Raw genomic sequence first — 19,750 nt, forward strand, 5'->3', positions numbered from 1 at the left:
GAAGAACAAAATGCAAAAGGAAAGAGGTTTTTTGATGTGGGATCGTAAAGAAATAAAGGGAAGGGCTAAGAATGTCCTCCGCACCTCGTATTGGAAGGCTTTTGTAGTAAGTTTACTGCTGGTTTTGCTCGGAGAAGGCTCAGGTATTCCAAGCTTTGATCGGAACTGGGGATCGTCGGCACGTTCTAAAATTTCCAGCTCCGGTGTGGAATTAGATTGGAGCGTGTTAGGATCTTTTCTTGCATTCGCATTTTTACTAATTGGCATCTTCGCAGTAATTGGAATAGCGTTTTATATTCTGATCGCCTCCCCCCTTACTGTAGGTTCACTGCGTTACTTCAAACGATCTGCCGAGGGAGAAGTCCGGATGGGCAATGTCGGGTATGCGTTTAACAGGGACCGGTATTGGGCTATAGTTCTAACTATGCTCTGGAGAGGTTTTTTGAATTTCTTATGGTTCCTGCTGCTGATCATTCCTGGCATTGTAAAATCCTATGCATACAGCCAGGTGCCTTACATCCTTGCGGACAATCCGCACATCGGGTATAACCGCGCAGTAGAATTAAGCAAGCAAATGACACGCGGTCATAAATTCAGCATGTTTGTGCTTGATTTGAGCTTCATAGGCTGGATTCTGCTGGGCCTGCTGGCACTCGGAATCGGCGTCTTATTTGTCCAGCCCTATATCAACGCCACGAAGGCCGAGCTGTACCTGGAGTTGCGCCACAATGCGCTTTCGTATAATTTGACAACAGCCCATGAACTCCGGTTAGCACAGACCCCCTTTTACTAGAAACCTATCTGTTATCTGCATACCACTATTTAGGACAATTGCACCCCATGAAAAAGCAGCAGCAGCCCCGTAGACCGGAGGTTACTGCTGCTTTTGTATGTAAGACCGCGTCTTTCGGGCAATTTTGCCCGGGAGGAAATAAATAGAAACTTTGGGCAGGCTTTTACGTAGTAATACGAAGTTTATGAGCTTGAAGCCCGGCAAAGCATTCCATGTTGTGGAGCGATTGGACTTCATTCTACTACCGAGGGGAGATCATATTCCTATGAATATAGCCGTCAAGCTGATGCATCGATTCAAAGACTACGATAACCGGAGTAAGCTGAAGATCTATCAGGACCAAACGGAACTCATCAGGAGCCGGAATCTGCAAGCATGGGAGGATGGCCAGCTTCAAGCGGAATCCCTCCGGCTGCAAAAAGAAGCACGGTCGGGTACGCCATTGGACGAGCTGCTTGTTGATGCTTATGCGCTTGTCTGTGAGGCAGCGAAAAGAACGCTCGGACTACAGCCCTACGATGTCCAGATCATGGCTGCGATCGCACTGCATAAGAGATTCTTAATCGAGCAGCATACCGGTGAAGGAAAAACACTATCTGCGGTTATGCCTGCATATCTAAATGCACTGACCGGCGAAGGGGTTCATGTGCTGACCTTTAACGATTATTTGGCCAAACGCGATGCCGGGTGGATGGGTCCGGTGTATCGTTTCCTCGGATTAACGGTTCAGCCGGTGCAGGCTGGCATGAGCCTGTCCCGGAAACGGGAAGCATACGCCGCCGATATAACCTACGTTACGGCCAAAGAGGCTGGCTTCGATTACTTGCGCGACACGATCGCACTAAGCGAAGCCGATACCGTACATCGTCCGTTCCACTATGTCATCGTCGATGAAGCAGATTCGCTGCTTCTTGACGAAGCTCGGGTGCCGCTGGTCATCAGCGGGGAGTCGGACTCTTCCATCAGTGACGGCTTTCTGTTCGCAGAAGTGGCCCGGCAGCTACAGCCTGCGGAGCATTACGACTTCGATGAGTTCCAGCGGAATGTTTACTTGAATGAAGCCGGCGCCGCGAAAGCGGAATCCCTGCTGGGATGCGGTAATTTGTACGATAGCCATAATTCTCACTTGTTAACCTCATTAAATTGCGCGCTGCATGTGGAATCGTTATTAAACAAAGACATTGATTATATCGTCCGGGACGGTAAAATCGAGCAGATCGAGGAATATACCGGCCGCGTGGCCGAGAACAGGTATTTACCGGACGGGCTGCAAGCCGCGCTTGCGGTCAAAGAAGGGCTGCAGTGGAGCGTTGGAGGGAGAATTCTCGGCACAATTACCCTCCAGCATTTCATTAGCCTGTATCCGGGAATTTGCGGAATGACGGCGACCGCGCACGCTTCCGCAATGGAATTCAAAGCGGTTTATATGCTGCAGGTCGTGCAAATTCCTCCGAACCGGACAAACATACGGATCGACCATCCGCACATGATTTTTACCCATAAAGAAGCCAAATTTAAAGCGCTTGTACAAGAAATTTCGTCCGTTCATAAGGCGGGACGTCCTATTCTCATTGGAACGTCCAGTGTCCAGGAGTCTGATATGCTGGCGGAGGCATTAGCGGCTGCGGGTGTACCCTGTCAGGTTCTGAATGCAAAAAACGATGCAGAAGAAGCCGGGATCATCGCCAAAGCCGGAGCATTCGGCGCCGTCACGGTGTCTACGAATATGGCGGGACGGGGCGTGGACATCCGGCTCGGTGGAGGTGACCCCGCGCAGACAGAGGTAGTAACCAAGCTGGGCGGGTTGTACGTGATTGGCACTCATGTGAATGAAAGCGTACGGATCGACGACCAGCTGCGCGGGCGTTCCGGCCGCCAAGGCGACCCGGGAGCTTCCGTATTCTACGTAAGCTTAGAGGACGAGCTGATGCTGCGGTTCGGATTCGATAAAGCGGTTCGCGTTCCCCGGCAGGATGAGGCTCTTGATGATCCGTTGCTCCGCAGCAAAATCGCGCATACCCAGCGCGTTATTATGAGCCAAAACTTCGATATCCACCAGGAACTGAACGGTTATTCGGATATGGTGGAGGATCAGAGGCGGATTCTATACGCGGAGCGGCTCGGAATTCTGCATGGCACGAAACCGATGAGCCCTGCGGAGCAGCGGGTACGGCTTTTTTATATCGACGCGTTCTGGGCGGATCATCTGGCATACGTCTCTTACCTTCGTGAAAGCATCCACCTGGAGAGCCTGGCCAGCCGCAGTCCGATCGATGAATTTCATATGCAAATTTCCCAGGCCTACGAACAGATCCCCGCTAAAATAAACCATGAAACAGCAAATATGCTTAAAAGACTCAATGGCTCGAATGATCCGGCAAAATGGGATGAGTTCGGTCTCAAGAGTCCCCCTTCCACCCGGACTTATATTATCAACGATCAATACCTGCAGAATAAGCGCAGCTCATGGACCGGAACGACTGTATTGGCTTATTGGCTTCGTCCGGTATTGAGGAAGCTATTATGGCCGGTACTCAAGCTGCCTAAATATTAATTATTGCAGCGCAGCTGATTAATCAGGAACACACAAAAATACATCGCCGGTGCGTATACTGCACTTGGCGATGTATTCAGTAATGACGAACAATTGGAAATCAGCTTAGGAAAATTCAATTCGTCAGGCGTAATTTACAGTGTAATCCCCCTGCTTAACTGTAGAACTTCCAGAATACAAGCAACCCCACCAGAACAGCCATCATGACTATAGGAAGAATAGCAGACCACTTGCCACGGGCAGTTGAAGCAGAGCGGTTCTTCCTCCAGGATAGCAGCAGCGCGGCCAAGAACAACACCGCCAGTCCAGTCAGACCATAGTTAACCAAAATCTGCGGATACACTTCTGCATAAGCTCGTTCATTGTTGCTTAGCATCCTCAAGGCCAGAATCAGGTTGTTCACCACAATGCCGGTACCTGTCAAGGTGAGGCCAGCTGCCAGCATACGGCTGACGGCACGAGGTGCAGGGCGTGTTCCGGCTCTTCGCTTGTTCAATATTGCCTGTATCAGCAATACAAACGGGGCGATAACGAAATAGAGGATGGCCAGTGCCGCAAGCACGGCATTCATGAGCAGCACCGGCATTGACTTACCAGCAGGCAGCGGCAAATAATCTGTCGTATATACCGAGATGGCCTTCACCTTACCCTCACTGACTGTGGCATGCAGCATTGGCCAGGCATCCAGCGCCGAGTCTCCGCTTACTTTCTCATAGAGATAGGGCTGAACCTGTTTATAGCTTCCGGTCATCCCGGCAAGTGATACCCCGAGTTGATCTTCCCCCTGCGGCTCAAGCTTCATCAGCGTAAGATAGGGGAATAGATTCATGAAGCCGTGTCCGGGGCGCCGCGCAGCCATGAACTCGCCTTGAATCTCTGACGAATCCGGCAGATCAACGGCATCTGCCTGCTCACGCATGCCCAGTATTGCTTTGGTCAGACCATGTACAATATTGGATTCGCTGGCCTGATTGGTCATAATTATAATCGCGAACCGGTCTTCAGGCACAATCTGCAGATTGGTGGCAAATGCAATCGTATTTCCGCCATGTCCAAGCGTACGCTTCATTCCGGGATATTCCCAGAACCCATGGGCAATACCCGGCATTCCTTCAGCTGATGTATAACTCTGAGTCAGCATCGTGCCCAGTGTCTCCGGCTTCTCAAACAGAGGGGAGGCTTCTCCGGCTGCAGGCATGAACGCCATCGCAAACTTAGCCAGGTCCTCTGCAGTGCCGTTATTGCCTCCGTTAGGGTACATGGACATATAATTCCATGATCCTTGCGTAAAGGTCCCTTCTCCCTCGAAGAAATAACCTTTAGCTTTATGCTTCAGCAGCTCCGGACGGTCCTCTACAACAGAATAGGCAATTGAATCCTTCATCCCGAGGGGATCAAAAATATGCTGCTGAACGTATTCATGATAAGGCTGGCCGCTGATTCTCTCTACAATGAAGGCAGCCAGTGAGTTGCCGTAGTTAGAGTAGGCTACAACCTCACCCGGTCTGTAAATCTGTGCCGGCTGGGCCAGCAGCAGCCCCTCTTCCAAAGAACGTACTTCCTCAGGGGACTGATAAGCCATGTCGAACATATACTCCTCGAATCCGGCATTGTGGTTCATCAGATGAAGCATCGTTATGGGATCATCATATTTCAGTCTGGTCAGGAAATTGTCCGGCAAAAGCTTGCGGATATCTTCATTCAGATCGAGCTTTCCTTGCTCAACCAGCTGCATTACGGAAGTCCATACGGTAAGCTTGCTGATTGAGCCCCATTCCATTACCGTATCCTTTGAAACAGGGATCTGCTGCTCCAAGTCAGCGTATCCGTAACCCTTGGACAGTACCACCCGGCCATCCTTTACCATAACAACAGACGCACCTACGGATTGTTGTCCTATGTACTCTTTTACATAATCGTCGACAAAAGCTTCCAAACCGGTCAGCGGAATGCCTGATGGGGTTACTCCCTCTGCTCCCCCGCTGCCTTTCCCGGCAGCAAATGCCGTGATACTGCCGGATAATAGCAATAGTATTGAGAACATAACGGTAAATCCTTTTCTTAACAATTAAACCTCTCCTTTAGTCGGGTAAATTCCTGCAGTTCCCCCATTCTAACAAATATCATCCTCCATAACATTACAAACAGCTTACATTTATGCGGGATGGACTGGTATTATCTTAATTGGAGACAGCATGATAACCACTCAGGAAGAAGGCATCACATGAATAACTTTTATAATACGTTAGCTTATATAACTGATACGTTTTATGCACCGGCCCGCTTCACTGTTGATTCAGTGCGGGAAGAACCGCAGAATGCCGAATATGGAGCAGGGTGGTTCCAGCTGAATACCCGGTCCGTTCGGTTTCGTGTTGCAAAAATTACCCCAACGAAGACAGGGCAGTTTGTCGTCTTCTGGGAAAAGGATGCGGAGCGGAAAAACCGGGCATTTGCCTATATGGACGCTCCCGATATATTGGTAATCCATACCTTCCATCCCTTCAGCGGGGAGAGTGGACAGTTCGTCTTTCCCAAAGACGTGCTGAGAATGCACGGGGTGCTGGCGGACAAGGATGCACCAGGAAAAATGGCAATGCGCGTGTATCCGGACTGGGATACCGTGACTAATAAGCAGGCTTCTGCTGCGCAGAAATGGCAGCTGCCTTATTTTTCGAGAGTAGCTCCCATGAACGATCAGCATATGCAGGCCTTAACCCGGTTGTATGAACCAAAGGAATTTCAGCTATGATTCTGTTCATTATTCTGGAGCCTTTTTTGTTACGGAATGAACGTTATCTTGAGCATAGCGGACTGAAATTCCTCCGGTAAGTATCCATCAGATTGGCTTATAACAAGAAGAGTCCATCCGAATATCCGGATGGACCCTTCTTGCACTATCGCTCTGAATGATTAAAATTCACATGAATGGACACTACCTCCGACCGCGATCCGATACGGATCGGCGGACCCCAGAATCCATATCCGGAAGATACTATGGAATGGAGCTGCCCTTTCTGCAGATATCCCCAGTCATTCTCAAACAATCTGTCAGTCAATATATTGGCAGGCGCAATCTGCCCGCGGTGGGTATGACCGGATACCATCAGATCAATTCCCTGCTCCTCTGCTGTGTCGAAGCCGACCGGTTGATGCTCCAGCATAACTACCGGCTTCGAGCCATCTATATTCTCCATCAGAACAGACAGCTCCGCTCTATCCTTATCACTATAATCCTTCCGCCCGATCAGCGTCAGCCAGTCTCCCACCTCAATGGCTTCATCATAGAGGACCTGAATCCCGCTCTCCTCCAGAAGACTGATGATCTCCTCCGTCCCGCCTTTGAAGCGGTCATGATTGCCCAGAGAAGCATACACGCCGAGCGGCGCTTCAATCTCCGCTAAAATCGCACCGATGCCCTTGTCCTTATACGGCACAATATCATCATCTACAATATCACCGGGGAATAAGACAATATCCGGCTTCAGCGCATTGATCTCCTTTACCATCCGCAGCGCATGGCTTTTACCCGACAAATAGCCAAAATGCATATCAGAGGCCATCACAATATGAAGTTCACCTTGCGCCGGACCTGCCTTGTCGATCTGTATGTCATACGAACGGACAACCGGACTGTAAGCGTTGAAGCTCCCGAATCCAAGCAGACCGGCCAGCAGCAGCATAGTAAGAATCCCCGACCACTTCTGAACGGCATGACGCGGCAGCCTGCTCAGCTTCGTTAACCAGACCGATAGATGAACAAGCGGCAGCAGCATAATCAATAAGCTGAACAATGCCAGCCAGTAGCTGCCGATAACACTTAAAATGGCCGATCCTGCGACCACTCTGGACAGGATCAGCGAGCTGGCCAGAAAAACAAGCGCAAGGATATAGAATAGCCGGAACCTGCCAGACACTACCGGCTTGATCCAGCCCCAGCCGCTCCAGCCGATGTAGAATACAATTAAGGCATATACAATGATAAATACGATTCCGATAAGGATATACATGTTAACCACCTTATGTAAATTTCATCCCGAGCACAAAATCTTTTCTAACCAGTCTACAGTAACTTCAGGCACTACTGCAACTAAGCTGTGTTTTGTTGTTGACATTGTCCTGTAATTATCATTTAATGGTTTGGACCTTTCCTTACTTTACAGACAACCCTGGAGGATTTAATCATGGCCAAACCTTTATTTCCGCGGCTGCAGGGAAACAGCCGGGGCTGCTTAACCTTTGAACCTTTTTTCCTGATTCCCTACAGCATGTTCTCCACCTATGCCACGCTTTATATGTACGAGCTGGGACTGTCGGAGCTGAACATCGGCTGGATTACCACGATCGGACTGATCGTACAGGTATTCTCTTCATTAATCAGCGGATATTTGACGGACCGTCTGGGACGCAAGCGGGCTATTTTATACTTTGACCTGCTTAGCTGGAGCCTGGCAACTCTATTATGGGCGTTTTCACACAATCTGTGGTTTTTTGTAGCTGCTGCGGTCATAAACGGCTTCCAGCGTGTCCCGCATATTGCCTTTTACTGCCTGATTGTCGAGGACACCCGGCCCTCTGACCGGACGTATGTCTTCACGCTGCTGCAGATTATCGGTGTCATCGGAGGGCTGTTTGCACCGCTGGGCGGTCTGCTTGTACACCAGTACGGCATGATTCAGGGGATGCGGATGATGTATGTGCTCGCGTTTCTGTTCATGACCTTCCAGTTCGTCGGCCGTCAGCTGACGACCCGTGAAACCGAAGCCGGAATAAGGAAACGTCAGGAAACACGTGAACTTGGACTGCGGGAAATTATGGTCGAATATGGCGGAGCATTCCGTGAGCTGTGGGTGGAACGCAATCTGCTGCTGATCTTCGGCGTATACATCCTGTTCAATTTCCAGGCCACGCTGAAGAGCACCTATCTGTCACTGTACCTGGCTGATTATCTGCATATGGATAGCGGTATCCTCTCCCTGTTTCCCGCAGTCTCCTCTATAATCATGCTGCTGACCTTATGGCTTCTTATGCCCAAAATCCCGGACCAGAGCGCCAACCGCTCCATGATGGCCGGCTTCGGACTATCTGCGCTGTCCAATGCTATGCTGGTGTTATATCCTTCGTCCAGCCTCTTGTGGATCGGACTCAGCACCATACTGGCAGCCGTGGGACTGATGATCAGTTCACCTTATCTGGAGGCTGCCGTACAGAACGCCATCGATGACGATAAACGGGCCAAAGTCTTTTCCACACTGTCCGTGCTGATCCTGCTGTTCACTGCACCTGCGGGCATCATCGGCGGCTGGGCGTACAAGCTCGATCCGCGAATCCCTCTATGGCTGGTTACAGCTGCGTTCGTCCTCTCATACGCACTGCTGCATCTGTACCGCAGACGGACTGCACAGAATCACAATTCTCCGCAGCAGCTTTCACAATAAACCAGGGCAGGGATGTCCCTCAGACCATTTATGGCCTGGAGGACATCCCTGTTTACACCTTACGGCTATGACGTTGAAGAATCCGACTTGATCCGTTCCTTCTCCAGCACCTCTTTGAGGTCATCCTGGATACGGCGGTTCCACAGCGGAACACCGGAGCGGTAGGCCGCCCGGCCGGTCAGGTGGGCTGACAACGGTGAAGTCATAAATACGAAGACAATCCCCAGCAGCAGCTTTGCACTGACGTAATCGAGAAAAAAAGCAAAGTAGAGAAACGCCCCGCTGAGCACACACAATACACCGAGCGTAGCGCTTTTGGCAGCAGCATGTGATCTTAAGTAGACATCCGGCAGACGGATCAGCCCCACAGAGCTGACAGCACTGAGGAGTGCACCTGTCAGGATAAGCAATACGAACAGCAATTCAACGGCCGTCTTGATCATTTCCATATTCAAACACCACTCCCCTTTCGATATATCTGGCCAGCGCCATAGTTCCGATGAAAGAGAGAATGCCGATCAGCAGAATGTATTCAATGAAGGCCTCAGTCTTGAACAGGATCGAGAGAACCGCCACCATCGCCAGCAGGTTGATTCCGATTGTATCGAGTGCTGCGACCCGGTCAGGCAGCGAGGGTCCTTTGACCAGCCTCCAGGCGCAAATTGCAATCGAAATGACCATGATCGAAAGCGACAGCATGAGTATAAAATGAATCATGAACGGGTCACCTCCAGAATCGCTCGTTCGAACGTATTGCGGATATTCGCGCCGAACTGTTCCACATCCTGTATATCCATCGCATGAATGTATAACGTCCGGTTATCTTTGGATACTTCCAGCACCACGGACCCCGGAGTCAAGCAGAGCAGTGTAATCAGCACGGCAACCTCCCAGTCCGACTCCAGCTCCGTGTGGTACATTAGGATGGCCGGGCGGATGTTGAGGTTCGGCCGAAGCACCGCCTTGACCACGATATAGCTGGATACAACCAGTTCCCGCAGCAGCAGGCCAGCCAGCTTCACAATAGCCCATACCTTGCCAAGATACAGCCGCCCGTCGAAGAAACGCCGCATAGCCATAAGAACGGCAATACCCAGCACATACCCGACAATGAAGCCGGAGGCCGTCCAGTCATTATTCAGGAACATCCACAAGAACGCTATCATGAGATTTAATAATATTTGAAAGGCCATCTTCATCTACTCCTTCATGACAGCGTTAATGTACACAGCGTTAATGTACTCTGCCGGATCAGCCAGCACGGCCCCGGCTTGGGCCACAAGCCCGTTCACCGTTTCGGCGCCGACCCCCATCAGGATGATGAGGACAAACAGCATGGCAGCCGGTGCCATCATTGCTTTGTAGCGCAGCGGGTGGACTTCTTCCTCGCTTCTTTCACCACCCCAGAACACTTCCTGGAACACTTTGATCAGCGAATAGAGCACAACGAAACTTGACGCCAGTGCAATAAGTGCAAGAGCGACGTGCTGCTCCCCGAAGCCGCTGCGGACCATCATCACTTTCCCCGCGAAACCGCTAAGCGGCGGAACGCCCACCAGCGCCAGAGTCAGGATGAAAAACATCCAGCCCGTCCATGGATACCGGCGGATCAGGCCGCCCATTTGCCGTAGCTGCTCCGTTCCTGACGCTGCAATAATCATACCGCCCAGGAAGAACAGCAGCGCCTTGGCAATCATGTCGTGCATCAGATAGAACACTACCCCGTTTAATGAATCCTGGGTTGCCACCGATATGCCAAAGGCAATAAAGCCTACGCTAATCACAATATTGTAATTAAAAATCCGGCTCAGATCATTGTAAGCCAGCGCGCCGACAGCTCCAAGAATCATTGTTGCTCCGGCCATCCAGCCGATCAGCGTATGTGTCAGCCCCGGATCATGAACAAAAATCAGGGAGAATGTACGTGTGATGGCATACAGCCCAACTTTGGTCAGCAAGGCTCCGAACAGCGCCCTTACAGCCAGGGGAGGAGCACTGTATGAATCCGGCAGCCAGAAGAACAGTAGCAGACCGGCTTTGAGCGAGAAGACCAGCAGCAGCAGTACAGCAATTACATTCATGACACCGCCCTGCCCCGCCTCCGCTACACGGACCGCCAGATGCGCCATGTTAAGCGTACCTGTCGCAGCGTACAGATAAGCAATTGCCGCTACGAACAAGCTGGAGGAGATCACATTGACAAGAATATATTTCAGTGTCTCCCGCAGCTGAACCCGGGTTCCGCCCAGTACAATCATCGCATAGGAGGCAACCAGCAATACCTCGAAGCATACGAACAGATTAAACAGGTCTCCCGTAAGGAAGGAGCCGAACACACCGGTCAGCAGGAAGTGGAAGAAGGTATAGTAGTAGAACCGCTCCCGCTGTTCCCCAATGCTTGCGAAGGAAAAGAACAGGCAGGCCGCGCCTACAACCGCCGTGGTTAATACCAGCAATGCCGCAAACATATCAGCAACAAAGACGATGCCGTAGGGCGGCAGCCACCCTCCCATGTACAGCGTTTGAATCCCGTTTGTATTCACCTGATACACAATAATTATCGCAACAGCAATATTGACAAATACACTGATTGCACTGATTATACGCTGCAGGTTAATTCTTTCCTTCAGAAAAATCAGGATGACCGCCGTAAAGGCCGGAATCAGCAAAGGCAGTACCAGCAGATTGTTCATGGTCTCTCCCCCTTGCTTCCTTCCACATCATCCATGCCTGCCGAGCGGTATGCCCGGTAAGCCAGCACGATGAAGAACGCGGATACCCCAAAGCTGATTACAATCGAAGTAAGGATAAGCGCCTGCGGCAGCGGATCGACATAACTCTCCGCTTTCTCGCCAAGCAGCGGTGAAGCGCCAGTCTTAAGTCCCGCCATGGTCAGCAGCAGCAGATGAACACCGTGAGTCAGCAGTGTTGTCCCCAGAAGGATGCGGAGCAGGCTTTTGGATAAGACCAGATATACACCTACGGTAAACAAGACGCCGATCGCCAGGGCAATAAGGATCTCCATCAGTTATCCCTCCCGATCGTAAAGATGATATTCATGGTAACACCGATCACTGACAGGTATACGCCCAGATCGAACAGTGTTGCTGTAGTAAGTTCAGTCTTGCCCATCACCGGCAGCTCGAAATAGCCGAAGGTCTGGGTCAGGAACGGAACATCGAATACAAAGGAACCTATCCCTGTGAGAAAAGCTATAGAAATTCCGGCCGCAATTAACTTACGGTAATCGACAGGCAGCACCTTCTCTACAAACTCTGTACCGAACGCAATCGAGAGCAGCACGAGCCCGGCTGCAGCCATCAATGCGCCGATAAATCCGCCGCCCGGATGGTTATGACCGGCAAAGAACAAATACAGCGAGAAGGTAATAATAATCACGAAGGCCACTTTGGCCACAGACTGCAGCAGCACATCGTTACTGCGCGCATAACGCGGCTTGTTATCGTCCGGCACATCTCTGACCAGATCAGGCTTACTACCCGGTTCAAGCTGCAGCTTAATCATTGAATAGATAGCCAGCGAGGCCAGACCAAGCACCGTAATCTCAAACATGGTATCAAAGCCGCGGAAATCCACCAGCAGCACGTTGACTATATTTTTGCCGCCGCCGAGGGTATAGCTGTTCTCCACGTAGTAGCTTGAGATGGACTCGAACGGACTGCTCCCAAGCGCTGCCAGTGCGACAAGTGTCATCGTTGCCCCGAATCCTACGGCGATAATCAGCTTCGGGATTTTCACCCGGAATTTGACCTTCTCCCGCTTCAGTCTGGGCATATGCCGGAAGCAGAGCAGGAACAGCGTCACCGACACGACTTCGACGATCATCTGCGTAAGTGCCAGATCAGGTGCACGGAACAGGATGAAGAGCAATGTCACCATATACCCTACCATTCCCGTTAACAGAATTGCCGCAATCCTGGACCTGGCGAATGGTATCGCGAGCGCACCTGTCAGCAGGACCAGCACTGCCACGACTTCAAAGAAGGTGACCGGAGCATACTGCCCTTGGCCAAACGTTATTCCGTCTGCGTACAGCAATGAACCGCCAACTATAACAATAATCAAGGTGAAAATATACATTAGATAATGGCGCATGGAGCCCGTCATATATAGCCCTGTTACCGAACGGGATATCCGCTCCACCAGCCGGATACTGCCGTCGTAGACCTGATTCAGCGTATACCCGCTGCGCCATTCCTTATCAACCAGACTTAACCGGCCATACACACGGTATACGACAATTCCCAGCAGGATCACACCCAGAGTCATCCACACTTCAGCTGTGAAGCCATGCCAGAAATAGATGTTCACATAAAAAGGCGAGCTTGCCGCCAGCTGCGGATGAATAGCATTTATTCCCGGTACAATCAGTGTCTTGGACAGGATGTTCGGAAACAGTCCGGTGATAACGGCCAGCAGCGCCAGGAGAACAGGAGGAAGCAGCAGCCCAAACGGCGCTTCATGCGGCTTCTTATCCAGCTTCTCAGGCTGGTATTTGCCGAAAAAGGTATGGAAAACCATAATCATGCTGTATGCAAAGGTAAATATGCTTGCAATCCAGGCCAGCACCGGAAAGATCGTGAAGAAGGATTGCGGGCTGAGGATATCCAGCTGTCTGATATTCAGTACAGCCGTGAAGAACATTTCCTTACTCAGGAATCCCGCAAACGGCGGGAGCCCTGCCATGGAGAAGCTGCCGATCAGTGCTACCGTGAAGGTCACCGGCATCAGCGACACCAGTCCCCCCAGCTTGCGCAGATCACGGGTGTTCGTCTCATGGTCGACAATCCCGACCACCATGAACAGCGAACCCTTGAATATGGCATGATTAATCAAATGAAAAAGGGCAGCCGTTGTTGCGGCGGTAAAGAACACAGCCTCTTCACCCGTATAGAATGAAGCTGCCGATCCCATTCCCAGTAATCCCATAATCAGTCCCAGCTGGCTGATTGTAGAATAGGCTAACAGAGCCTTCAGGTCCGTCTGCTTCATCGCCTGGATCGATCCATAGATCAAGGTGATCAGGCCGACGCCCGACACAATCCAAAACCACTCATGTTGCCCCGCAAACACCGGGCTGAAACGCGCGACCAGATACAGTCCTGCTTTGACCATCGTTGCCGAGTGCAGATATGCGCTGACCGGGGTCGGTGCTTCCATCGCATCCGGCAGCCAGATATGAAACGGAAACTGGGCCGATTTGGTGAAAGCCCCCAGCAGAATCAGGATCATCGACGGTATGAACAGCGTTTGTCCGCTGATGTCCCCGGCCTGGCTCCAGATTTCACGGATACTGAAGGTCCCTGTCATGCCATACAGCATCAGGAAGCCGGCGAACATTGCCAGACCGCCGAAGACCGTGATCAGCATCGACTTCAGTGCGCCGTAGCGTGACTTCTGTCTACGGTGCCAATAGGCAATCAGGAGGAAGGAGGATACACTTGTCAGCTCCCAGAAGCCGTACAGAACCATCAGGTTATCGGACATTACCACCCCGAGCATCGCGCCCATAAAGATTAGGAGATATACATAAAACGGGGTCAGTTCTTCTTTGCGTTTGTCCAGATAATAAATCGAGTAGAAGATGACCAGCATCCCCATTCCCGTAATTAACAATGCAAACAGCAAACTTAATCCATCCAGATGAAATACCAGATTAATGCCAAGGGACGGAATCCAGGATACAGTCTCATATCCGGAGTCCCCTCCCTTAATGACAGGAATCCGGGTCAAGAAATAAATGAACAACGCCAGCGGTCCGGCAAGTACAAGCCAACCCCGGTGGAGCCAGGCCATCCGCCCGCGTAGAAGCGCTATCATTAGGGCCAGCAGAAACGGAACAAGTACGGTTATATGCAGCAAAGGCAAGCCTCCTTTTCCACTCTACAAATTAAGTTGTGAACAATAGTACATACTACTGGAAGTAAAAACGATTATAAGGGATCGCTAAGTGTCCCCTCGCAGATATGCAAATATCTCGCTTTACCATCTTGCTCAATTCTGAATAAGCCATTCTCAAATTCCGTGTGCAATTCGTGAAAAAATTTCCCTTTGATGAAATCCTGACCTTCCGGCTCATCGCTGAGCTGATAAACGCCCTCATTCTTCACCAGATAGGAGATTACACCTTCTTCATGCGTCTCTTCAAGACCGGCGCGCATCCGCTGTACTGCCACAACATGCAGATCCATCATCTTCATTTTACTGATCAGCTCATTGACAAAATTGCGCTTGGTCAGCTCCTGCCACAGTGTCTGGGCGGATTGTCCGATAATAATCTGCGTGACATCCTTCTCTTCTGCCGCTTCAACGATTACATCCGTTGTCTTGCGGCCCCGGCGTTTGCGGACCATAAACTCTGCTCCGGCCTCCTCGGCGAGACGCTTCCAGACCGCCATGAACATTTCTTTGCTCTGATTGTATTCATCACTATCCGAGCTATCCACATTGAGCACATAAAGCGGTGCCCCCAGCATCTCAGACAGCTCGACTCCACGCCGGATCAAACGCTCCCCGTGCGGACCATAATGAACGCATACCATAATTTTTTCCTTGTGAATGACCTTCGCCCTCCTGTAACATGGGCAAGAAATACAAAAGGAGCCTACTGGCGTTAGGCCCCTTTCTGTTGTTTCAAACCCTAAAAATTATACTTAAATTATATCTATTCCGATACTGTTTGTAAAGTTTACGGACAAGGATATGACAACATTGAAACATAATTACCATTATATTGAAGCCCAAATCAGTCCTTTCACAAGCTATATCTGGCATCGCATGTAAGGTTCATAGAATTTCTTAATGACCACACCAAAAATAATTGATTGGTAAATTGATGTAAGGTTTTATAGAATTCTTTTAAATTAAAAATAAATCCGGGGCTGCCCGAATCCACTATCAGACAGGGAGTGCTAGCTAAAGTGTCCACCGTTCATTCCGTTACTTCAGAAATTACTAACCAGGCTGTACAATATGTTCATCAGATCTACGCGGAGGTCCAGCAGCGCGACCCGCAAGAGCCCGAATTTCATCAGGCGGTCAAGGAGTTCCTGGATTGTCTCGTGCCTGTCCTGGCCCGTCATCCGCAATATATGAAGCAAGGGATTCTCGAACGGCTGGTTGAACCCGAGCGCAGCATATCCTTCCGCGTGCCCTGGGTCGATGATGCCGGCAAGGTCCGGGTCAACCGCGGTTTCCGCGTTCAATACAGCAGCGCCATCGGCCCTTACAAAGGCGGACTCCGCTTCCATCCATCCGTTTATCTTGGCATTATCAAGTTCCTGGGCTTCGAGCAGATTTTCAAAAATGCCCTGACCGGCCTGCCCATGGGCGGCGGCAAAGGCGGCAGTGATTTCGATCCCAAGGATAAATCCGATCAGGAAGTTATGCGCTTCACCCAAAGCTTCATGACGGAACTGTACCGCCACATCGGCCAGGATACGGATGTTCCCGCAGGGGATATTGGTGTCGGCGCACGCGAGATCGGCTATATGTTCGGACAATATAAACGGATTCACGGAGGACATGCGGCCGGGGTTCTCACCGGAAAGGGGCTGTTGTACGGCGGCAGTCTGGCACGCAAGGAGGCTACCGGCTACGGCTGTGTATACTTCGTGCAGGAAATGCTGTCGTCCACGCGGGGAACCAGCTTCGAGGGCAGCCGGGTAGTTATCTCGGGATCAGGAAACGTCTCTATTTATGCTATCGAGAAGGCTCAGCAGCTGGGAGCTCTTGTTATCGCGTGCAGTGATTCGAACGGATACATTCATGATCCGCAAGGCATCAACCTCGCTACTGTCAAAAGACTGAAGGAAACCGAACGCCTGCGCATCAGCGAATACGTGAAGGAGCATCCGCACGCACAGTACATTGACGGCTGCAGCGGAATCTGGAGTCTGCCATGCGATATCGCCCTGCCTTGTGCCACCCAAAATGAGATTGATCTGACATCCGCCCGTACGCTGATTCTGAATGGAGTCCAAGCCATCGGTGAAGGGGCTAATATGCCGACGACGATTGAAGCGGTAGAATTGTTCCTTGAGAATAATGTGTTGTTCGCTCCGGCCAAAGCGGCTAATGCGGGCGGTGTAGCCGTCTCGGGCCTGGAAATGAGCCAGAACAGCATGCGGCTGGCCTGGAGCTTTGAAGAAGTCGATGCCAAGCTGCAGGAGATTATGAAGAATATCTACCGTAGAACGGTGCAGGCGGCAGAGGAATACGGAGTGGCCGGTAACCTGGTGGCTGGAGCTAACATCGCCGGTTTCCTGAAGGTTGCCGACACTATGCTGGCGCAGGGGATCGTGTAACTAAATAAGCAGCAGATTAATGGCGGGCGGAACGAGCTTTGGTTATTACGAGCGAGTAGCTTGGATTGCCCGAAAAGATGCTGTTGCTATATGTCGCTATATGTATAAAGCTTATTTGTATAGCTAGGCCTGAATCTATCGTTGTACATATTGTTGTACGTAGTGCAACATAGATTCACTGATAATGGGGTTTTCATAAGGATTGTTGTATGAAATACAACAATTGTCCCGTTCGCCGCTTGAATACGTGGGAAATGCTGCTTTTTATACAACAATTCTTGAATAGACCCGATATTATGAAGGAAATGTTGTATTTCGTGCAGGATTTCAGTATGACTATTAAGTCCAGCTTATTTAGTGACCGCATTTGTCCGGTTACTTCCACTCACTATGAATCAGAGGTATTTCTACCTCTGATTTTTTTTGATTCCATCAGAACCTGCAGAAGGGGTGTCTCAATAGCCATGCAATGGCTATTGAGACACCCCTCGTTTTTGGAGTATGCGATACTTAAACTCGTGGTGAGAACGCTCCGCGAACGGACCGTTGTTCTAAATGCTGTGCTCTTTAAGCAGGATCAGGGTTTCCCCCGGGCGAGCCCCGGCCAGATCATGGTCCTCACAGCAGCCGGCTGCTCCCACCTGCATGCCCCTTGCTCACTCTTCGCCAGCCTACAGCAGCTCGCGCCGCAGCGTCTCTGCCGATTTAGGGGACAGATGGCCGAGAGGAATATCGAATACCGTCTTGGCACCCTTATGGCCTTCATGCTTCAGGCGGACAGCTGCGCGGGCATAGGCTACCAGCACGCTGGCTGTAAATTCAGGATTACTGTCCAGCTTCAGCCCGAATTCAGCAATTTGCTTGCTTCCTCCGCCGGTTATACCACTACGGATAACGAAGCCGCCATGCGGCATGCCGGAATGCTTCGCAGCAAGCTCATCCTCCGAAATGAAGTTCACCGTTGTATCATAATCGGCGAAATAATTCGGCATCCCCACAATGCTCCGGGTGATAGCCTCATGGTCCGCCCCTTCTTCCGCCACCACGAAACATTCCCGGCGGTGCTTCTCGCGGGTAGTCAGCTGCGGGGTCTCGCCGCCCCGGATACTGTCAATGACCTCCTGGACAGGAACGGTATATTGCACGCCTGCCTTCACACCGGGAACCCGGCGGATCGCATCCGAATGCCCTTGGCTGACTCCGGTGCCCCAGAAGGTATAATCCTCACCTTCCGGCAGGATGGACTGCATCAGCAGACGGTTCATGGAGAACATTCCCGGGTCCCAGCCCGTTGAGATCACACTGACTGTCCCGCCGCCTTGGGCTGCCTTATCCACTTCAGTGAAGAAGTCAGGAATTTTGGCATGGGTGTCAAAGCTGTCCACTGTATTAAACAATCTGGCCAGCTGCGGAGTCTGCTCCGGCAGGTCTGTTGCTGATCCGCCGCACAGAATCATTACGTCGATTTTGCCTATGTATTGCTCGGCTGCGGAAATATGCTCTGTGACTGCTCCTGTGATCTCCGCCAGCTGCTGCGGGTCTCTGCGGGTAAAAATAGCGGCAAGCTCCATATCCGGATTTTGTTCAATCGCCTGCTGTACCCCTTTGCCCAAATTCCCGTATCCGACAATCCCAACTCTGATGTTTGAAGTCATGTTTAATATAGTCCTCCCTTGCCGGTTATCCCGGAGATATGAATCCTTTAAATTATAAGTATATATACATTACACGAAATGTAAACATTTAAGAGTATATAAATTGAATTTTCCCGGACTTGTCCTTTCCCCGTTCTTCACTTACAATGAGTCCAATTGATAATCATTCTTAATGGATGGGGTGAAAAATGAAGATTCCAGCTGTGATCTCTCATACGTATGGAGACAGCCATTACATACAAACACCGGACGGGCGTCAGCTCCATTACATGGAGAACGGAGCCGGGCCGGTAACTGTGGTATTCGAATCGGGCATGGGCATGTCCCGCTCTGCCTGGGGGCTGGTGCAGCCGGTAGTCGCCAGATACGCGCGGGCTGTCGTCTACGACAGGGCGGGCAGCGGGAAAAGCGGTGCGGACCGGGCACCAAGGACCCTGAGCAGAATGGCCGATGATCTCATGTGCTTATTGAGCCACTTGGGAGCGGGCCCCTTCATTCTCGTCGGACACAGCTGGGGCGGCCCCGTTGTCCGCACAGCAGCTTCCCGGAACCCTGACATCATACGGGGACTCGTTCTGGTCGATCCGACAGACGAGCATTGCGGGCTCTATTTCGAAGAAGCTTCCGTGAAGCATTTTGCGAAGATGAATACTCTCCTTCCGCTGCTTGCGGGAACCGGTTTATACAAGCTGATGGGAAGCAAGCCGGGCAAGGTTCTGCCAGCGGATGTCTACAAGGAACAGCGGCAGGAGGATTTCACTATGCGGGCAGCTCATACCATGGTTGCTGAGGGAGCAACCTTCCTGGAGGATTTACGGGCACTTCTGGAGCATCCGCTGAAGCTGGAGGGTATTGAGGTATCCGTGCTCTCAGGAACACTAATCACGCGGATGGAACGGAATTTCCGGCCTGCGCTTCATGCAGCGCACAAGCAGACGGCCGCCTGGTCGAAGCCCGGCAATCCGGTCATATGATCATGTACA

Annotated in this window: 16 protein-coding genes; 6 read left to right on the forward strand and 10 right to left on the reverse strand. The window is 51.1% G+C overall.

Features of this window, described 5'->3' with window-relative positions; genetic code table 11:
- The first annotated feature begins 10 nt into the window (after positions 1–10).
- Positions 11–793 carry a DUF975 family protein gene (locus tag NSU14_RS15885; RefSeq protein WP_197074366.1) on the forward strand — a complete coding sequence of 261 codons (783 nt, stop codon included), beginning with the start codon at positions 11–13 and terminating at the stop codon, positions 791–793.
- A gap of 265 nt (positions 794–1,058) precedes the next feature.
- Complete coding sequence (locus NSU14_RS15890; RefSeq protein WP_340946147.1) at positions 1,059–3,347, forward strand: preprotein translocase subunit SecA; 2,289 nt, start codon at positions 1,059–1,061, stop codon at positions 3,345–3,347.
- Between the two features lie 154 nt (positions 3,348–3,501).
- Here NSU14_RS15890 and NSU14_RS15895 read toward each other — a convergent pair whose 3' ends face one another.
- Positions 3,502–5,415, reverse strand: coding sequence for a serine hydrolase domain-containing protein (locus NSU14_RS15895; protein ID WP_336100523.1), 1,914 nt, complete (start codon positions 5,413–5,415; stop codon positions 3,502–3,504).
- Between the two features lie 156 nt (positions 5,416–5,571).
- Between NSU14_RS15895 and NSU14_RS15900 the strand changes: the two genes are divergently transcribed.
- The gene (locus NSU14_RS15900; RefSeq protein WP_336100522.1) at positions 5,572–6,099 is read left to right on the forward strand and encodes a MepB family protein; all 528 of its coding nucleotides are present in this window, start codon (positions 5,572–5,574) and stop codon (positions 6,097–6,099) included.
- Positions 6,100–6,244: 145 nt separating this feature from the next.
- On the opposite strand, the gene NSU14_RS15905 is transcribed toward NSU14_RS15900, so the two are convergent.
- On the reverse strand, positions 6,245–7,357 hold the full coding sequence (locus NSU14_RS15905) for a metallophosphoesterase (protein WP_042136862.1): 1,113 nt from the start codon (positions 7,355–7,357) through the stop codon (positions 6,245–6,247).
- A 174-nt stretch (positions 7,358–7,531) separates the two neighbouring features.
- Here NSU14_RS15905 and NSU14_RS15910 point away from each other — a divergent pair, with 174 nt between their 5' ends.
- Positions 7,532–8,785, forward strand: a complete 1,254-nt coding sequence (locus NSU14_RS15910; protein ID WP_042236056.1) for an MFS transporter — start codon at positions 7,532–7,534, stop codon at positions 8,783–8,785.
- Between the two features lie 65 nt (positions 8,786–8,850).
- Here the strand turns inward: NSU14_RS15910 and mnhG are convergent, their stop codons facing one another.
- The 7 genes from mnhG to NSU14_RS15945 form a co-directional block, all read right to left on the reverse strand.
- Entirely contained in the window at positions 8,851–9,234 is a 384-nt protein-coding gene (mnhG, locus tag NSU14_RS15915) for a monovalent cation/H(+) antiporter subunit G (protein WP_039306101.1), read from the reverse strand.
- Positions 9,209–9,502 carry a Na(+)/H(+) antiporter subunit F1 gene (locus tag NSU14_RS15920; protein ID WP_039306104.1) on the reverse strand — a complete coding sequence of 98 codons (294 nt, stop codon included), beginning with the start codon at positions 9,500–9,502 and terminating at the stop codon, positions 9,209–9,211. Before NSU14_RS15920 ends, mnhG begins: the two co-directional genes overlap by 26 nt.
- On the reverse strand, positions 9,499–9,978 hold the full coding sequence (locus NSU14_RS15925) for a Na+/H+ antiporter subunit E (protein ID WP_042136855.1): 480 nt from the start codon (positions 9,976–9,978) through the stop codon (positions 9,499–9,501). The genes NSU14_RS15920 and NSU14_RS15925 overlap by 4 nt, the downstream gene beginning before the upstream one ends.
- A gap of 6 nt (positions 9,979–9,984) precedes the next feature.
- Positions 9,985–11,478, reverse strand: a complete 1,494-nt coding sequence (locus tag NSU14_RS15930; RefSeq protein ID WP_076244828.1) for a Na+/H+ antiporter subunit D — start codon at positions 11,476–11,478, stop codon at positions 9,985–9,987.
- Positions 11,475–11,810 carry a Na(+)/H(+) antiporter subunit C gene (locus NSU14_RS15935; protein ID WP_042136851.1) on the reverse strand — a complete coding sequence of 112 codons (336 nt, stop codon included), beginning with the start codon at positions 11,808–11,810 and terminating at the stop codon, positions 11,475–11,477. The genes NSU14_RS15930 and NSU14_RS15935 overlap by 4 nt, the downstream gene beginning before the upstream one ends.
- A complete protein-coding gene (locus NSU14_RS15940; RefSeq protein ID WP_340946154.1) occupies positions 11,810–14,674 on the reverse strand; it encodes a Na+/H+ antiporter subunit A in 2,865 nt (954 codons plus the stop codon). Before NSU14_RS15940 ends, NSU14_RS15935 begins: the two co-directional genes overlap by 1 nt.
- Positions 14,675–14,739: 65 nt before the next feature.
- Entirely contained in the window at positions 14,740–15,348 is a 609-nt protein-coding gene (locus NSU14_RS15945; RefSeq protein ID WP_042136847.1) for a universal stress protein, read from the reverse strand.
- Positions 15,349–15,756: 408 nt separating this feature from the next.
- Here NSU14_RS15945 and gdhA point away from each other — a divergent pair, with 408 nt between their 5' ends.
- Entirely contained in the window at positions 15,757–17,112 is a 1,356-nt protein-coding gene (gene gdhA / locus NSU14_RS15950; RefSeq protein ID WP_371916281.1) for an NADP-specific glutamate dehydrogenase, read from the forward strand.
- 671 nt (positions 17,113–17,783) lie between these two features.
- On the opposite strand, the gene NSU14_RS15955 is transcribed toward gdhA, so the two are convergent.
- On the reverse strand, positions 17,784–18,767 hold the full coding sequence (locus NSU14_RS15955; RefSeq protein WP_042136843.1) for a diaminopimelate dehydrogenase: 984 nt from the start codon (positions 18,765–18,767) through the stop codon (positions 17,784–17,786).
- 188 nt (positions 18,768–18,955) lie between these two features.
- On the opposite strand from NSU14_RS15955, the gene NSU14_RS15960 reads away from it, so the two are divergent.
- Complete coding sequence (locus NSU14_RS15960) at positions 18,956–19,741, forward strand: alpha/beta fold hydrolase (protein WP_256703909.1); 786 nt, start codon at positions 18,956–18,958, stop codon at positions 19,739–19,741.
- The last annotated feature ends 9 nt before the right edge of the window (positions 19,742–19,750 follow it).

The organism is Paenibacillus sp. FSL R10-2771 (genome assembly GCF_038000205.1).
Taxonomy (GTDB): Bacteria; Bacillota; Bacilli; order Paenibacillales; family Paenibacillaceae; genus Paenibacillus_AQ; species Paenibacillus_AQ phytohabitans.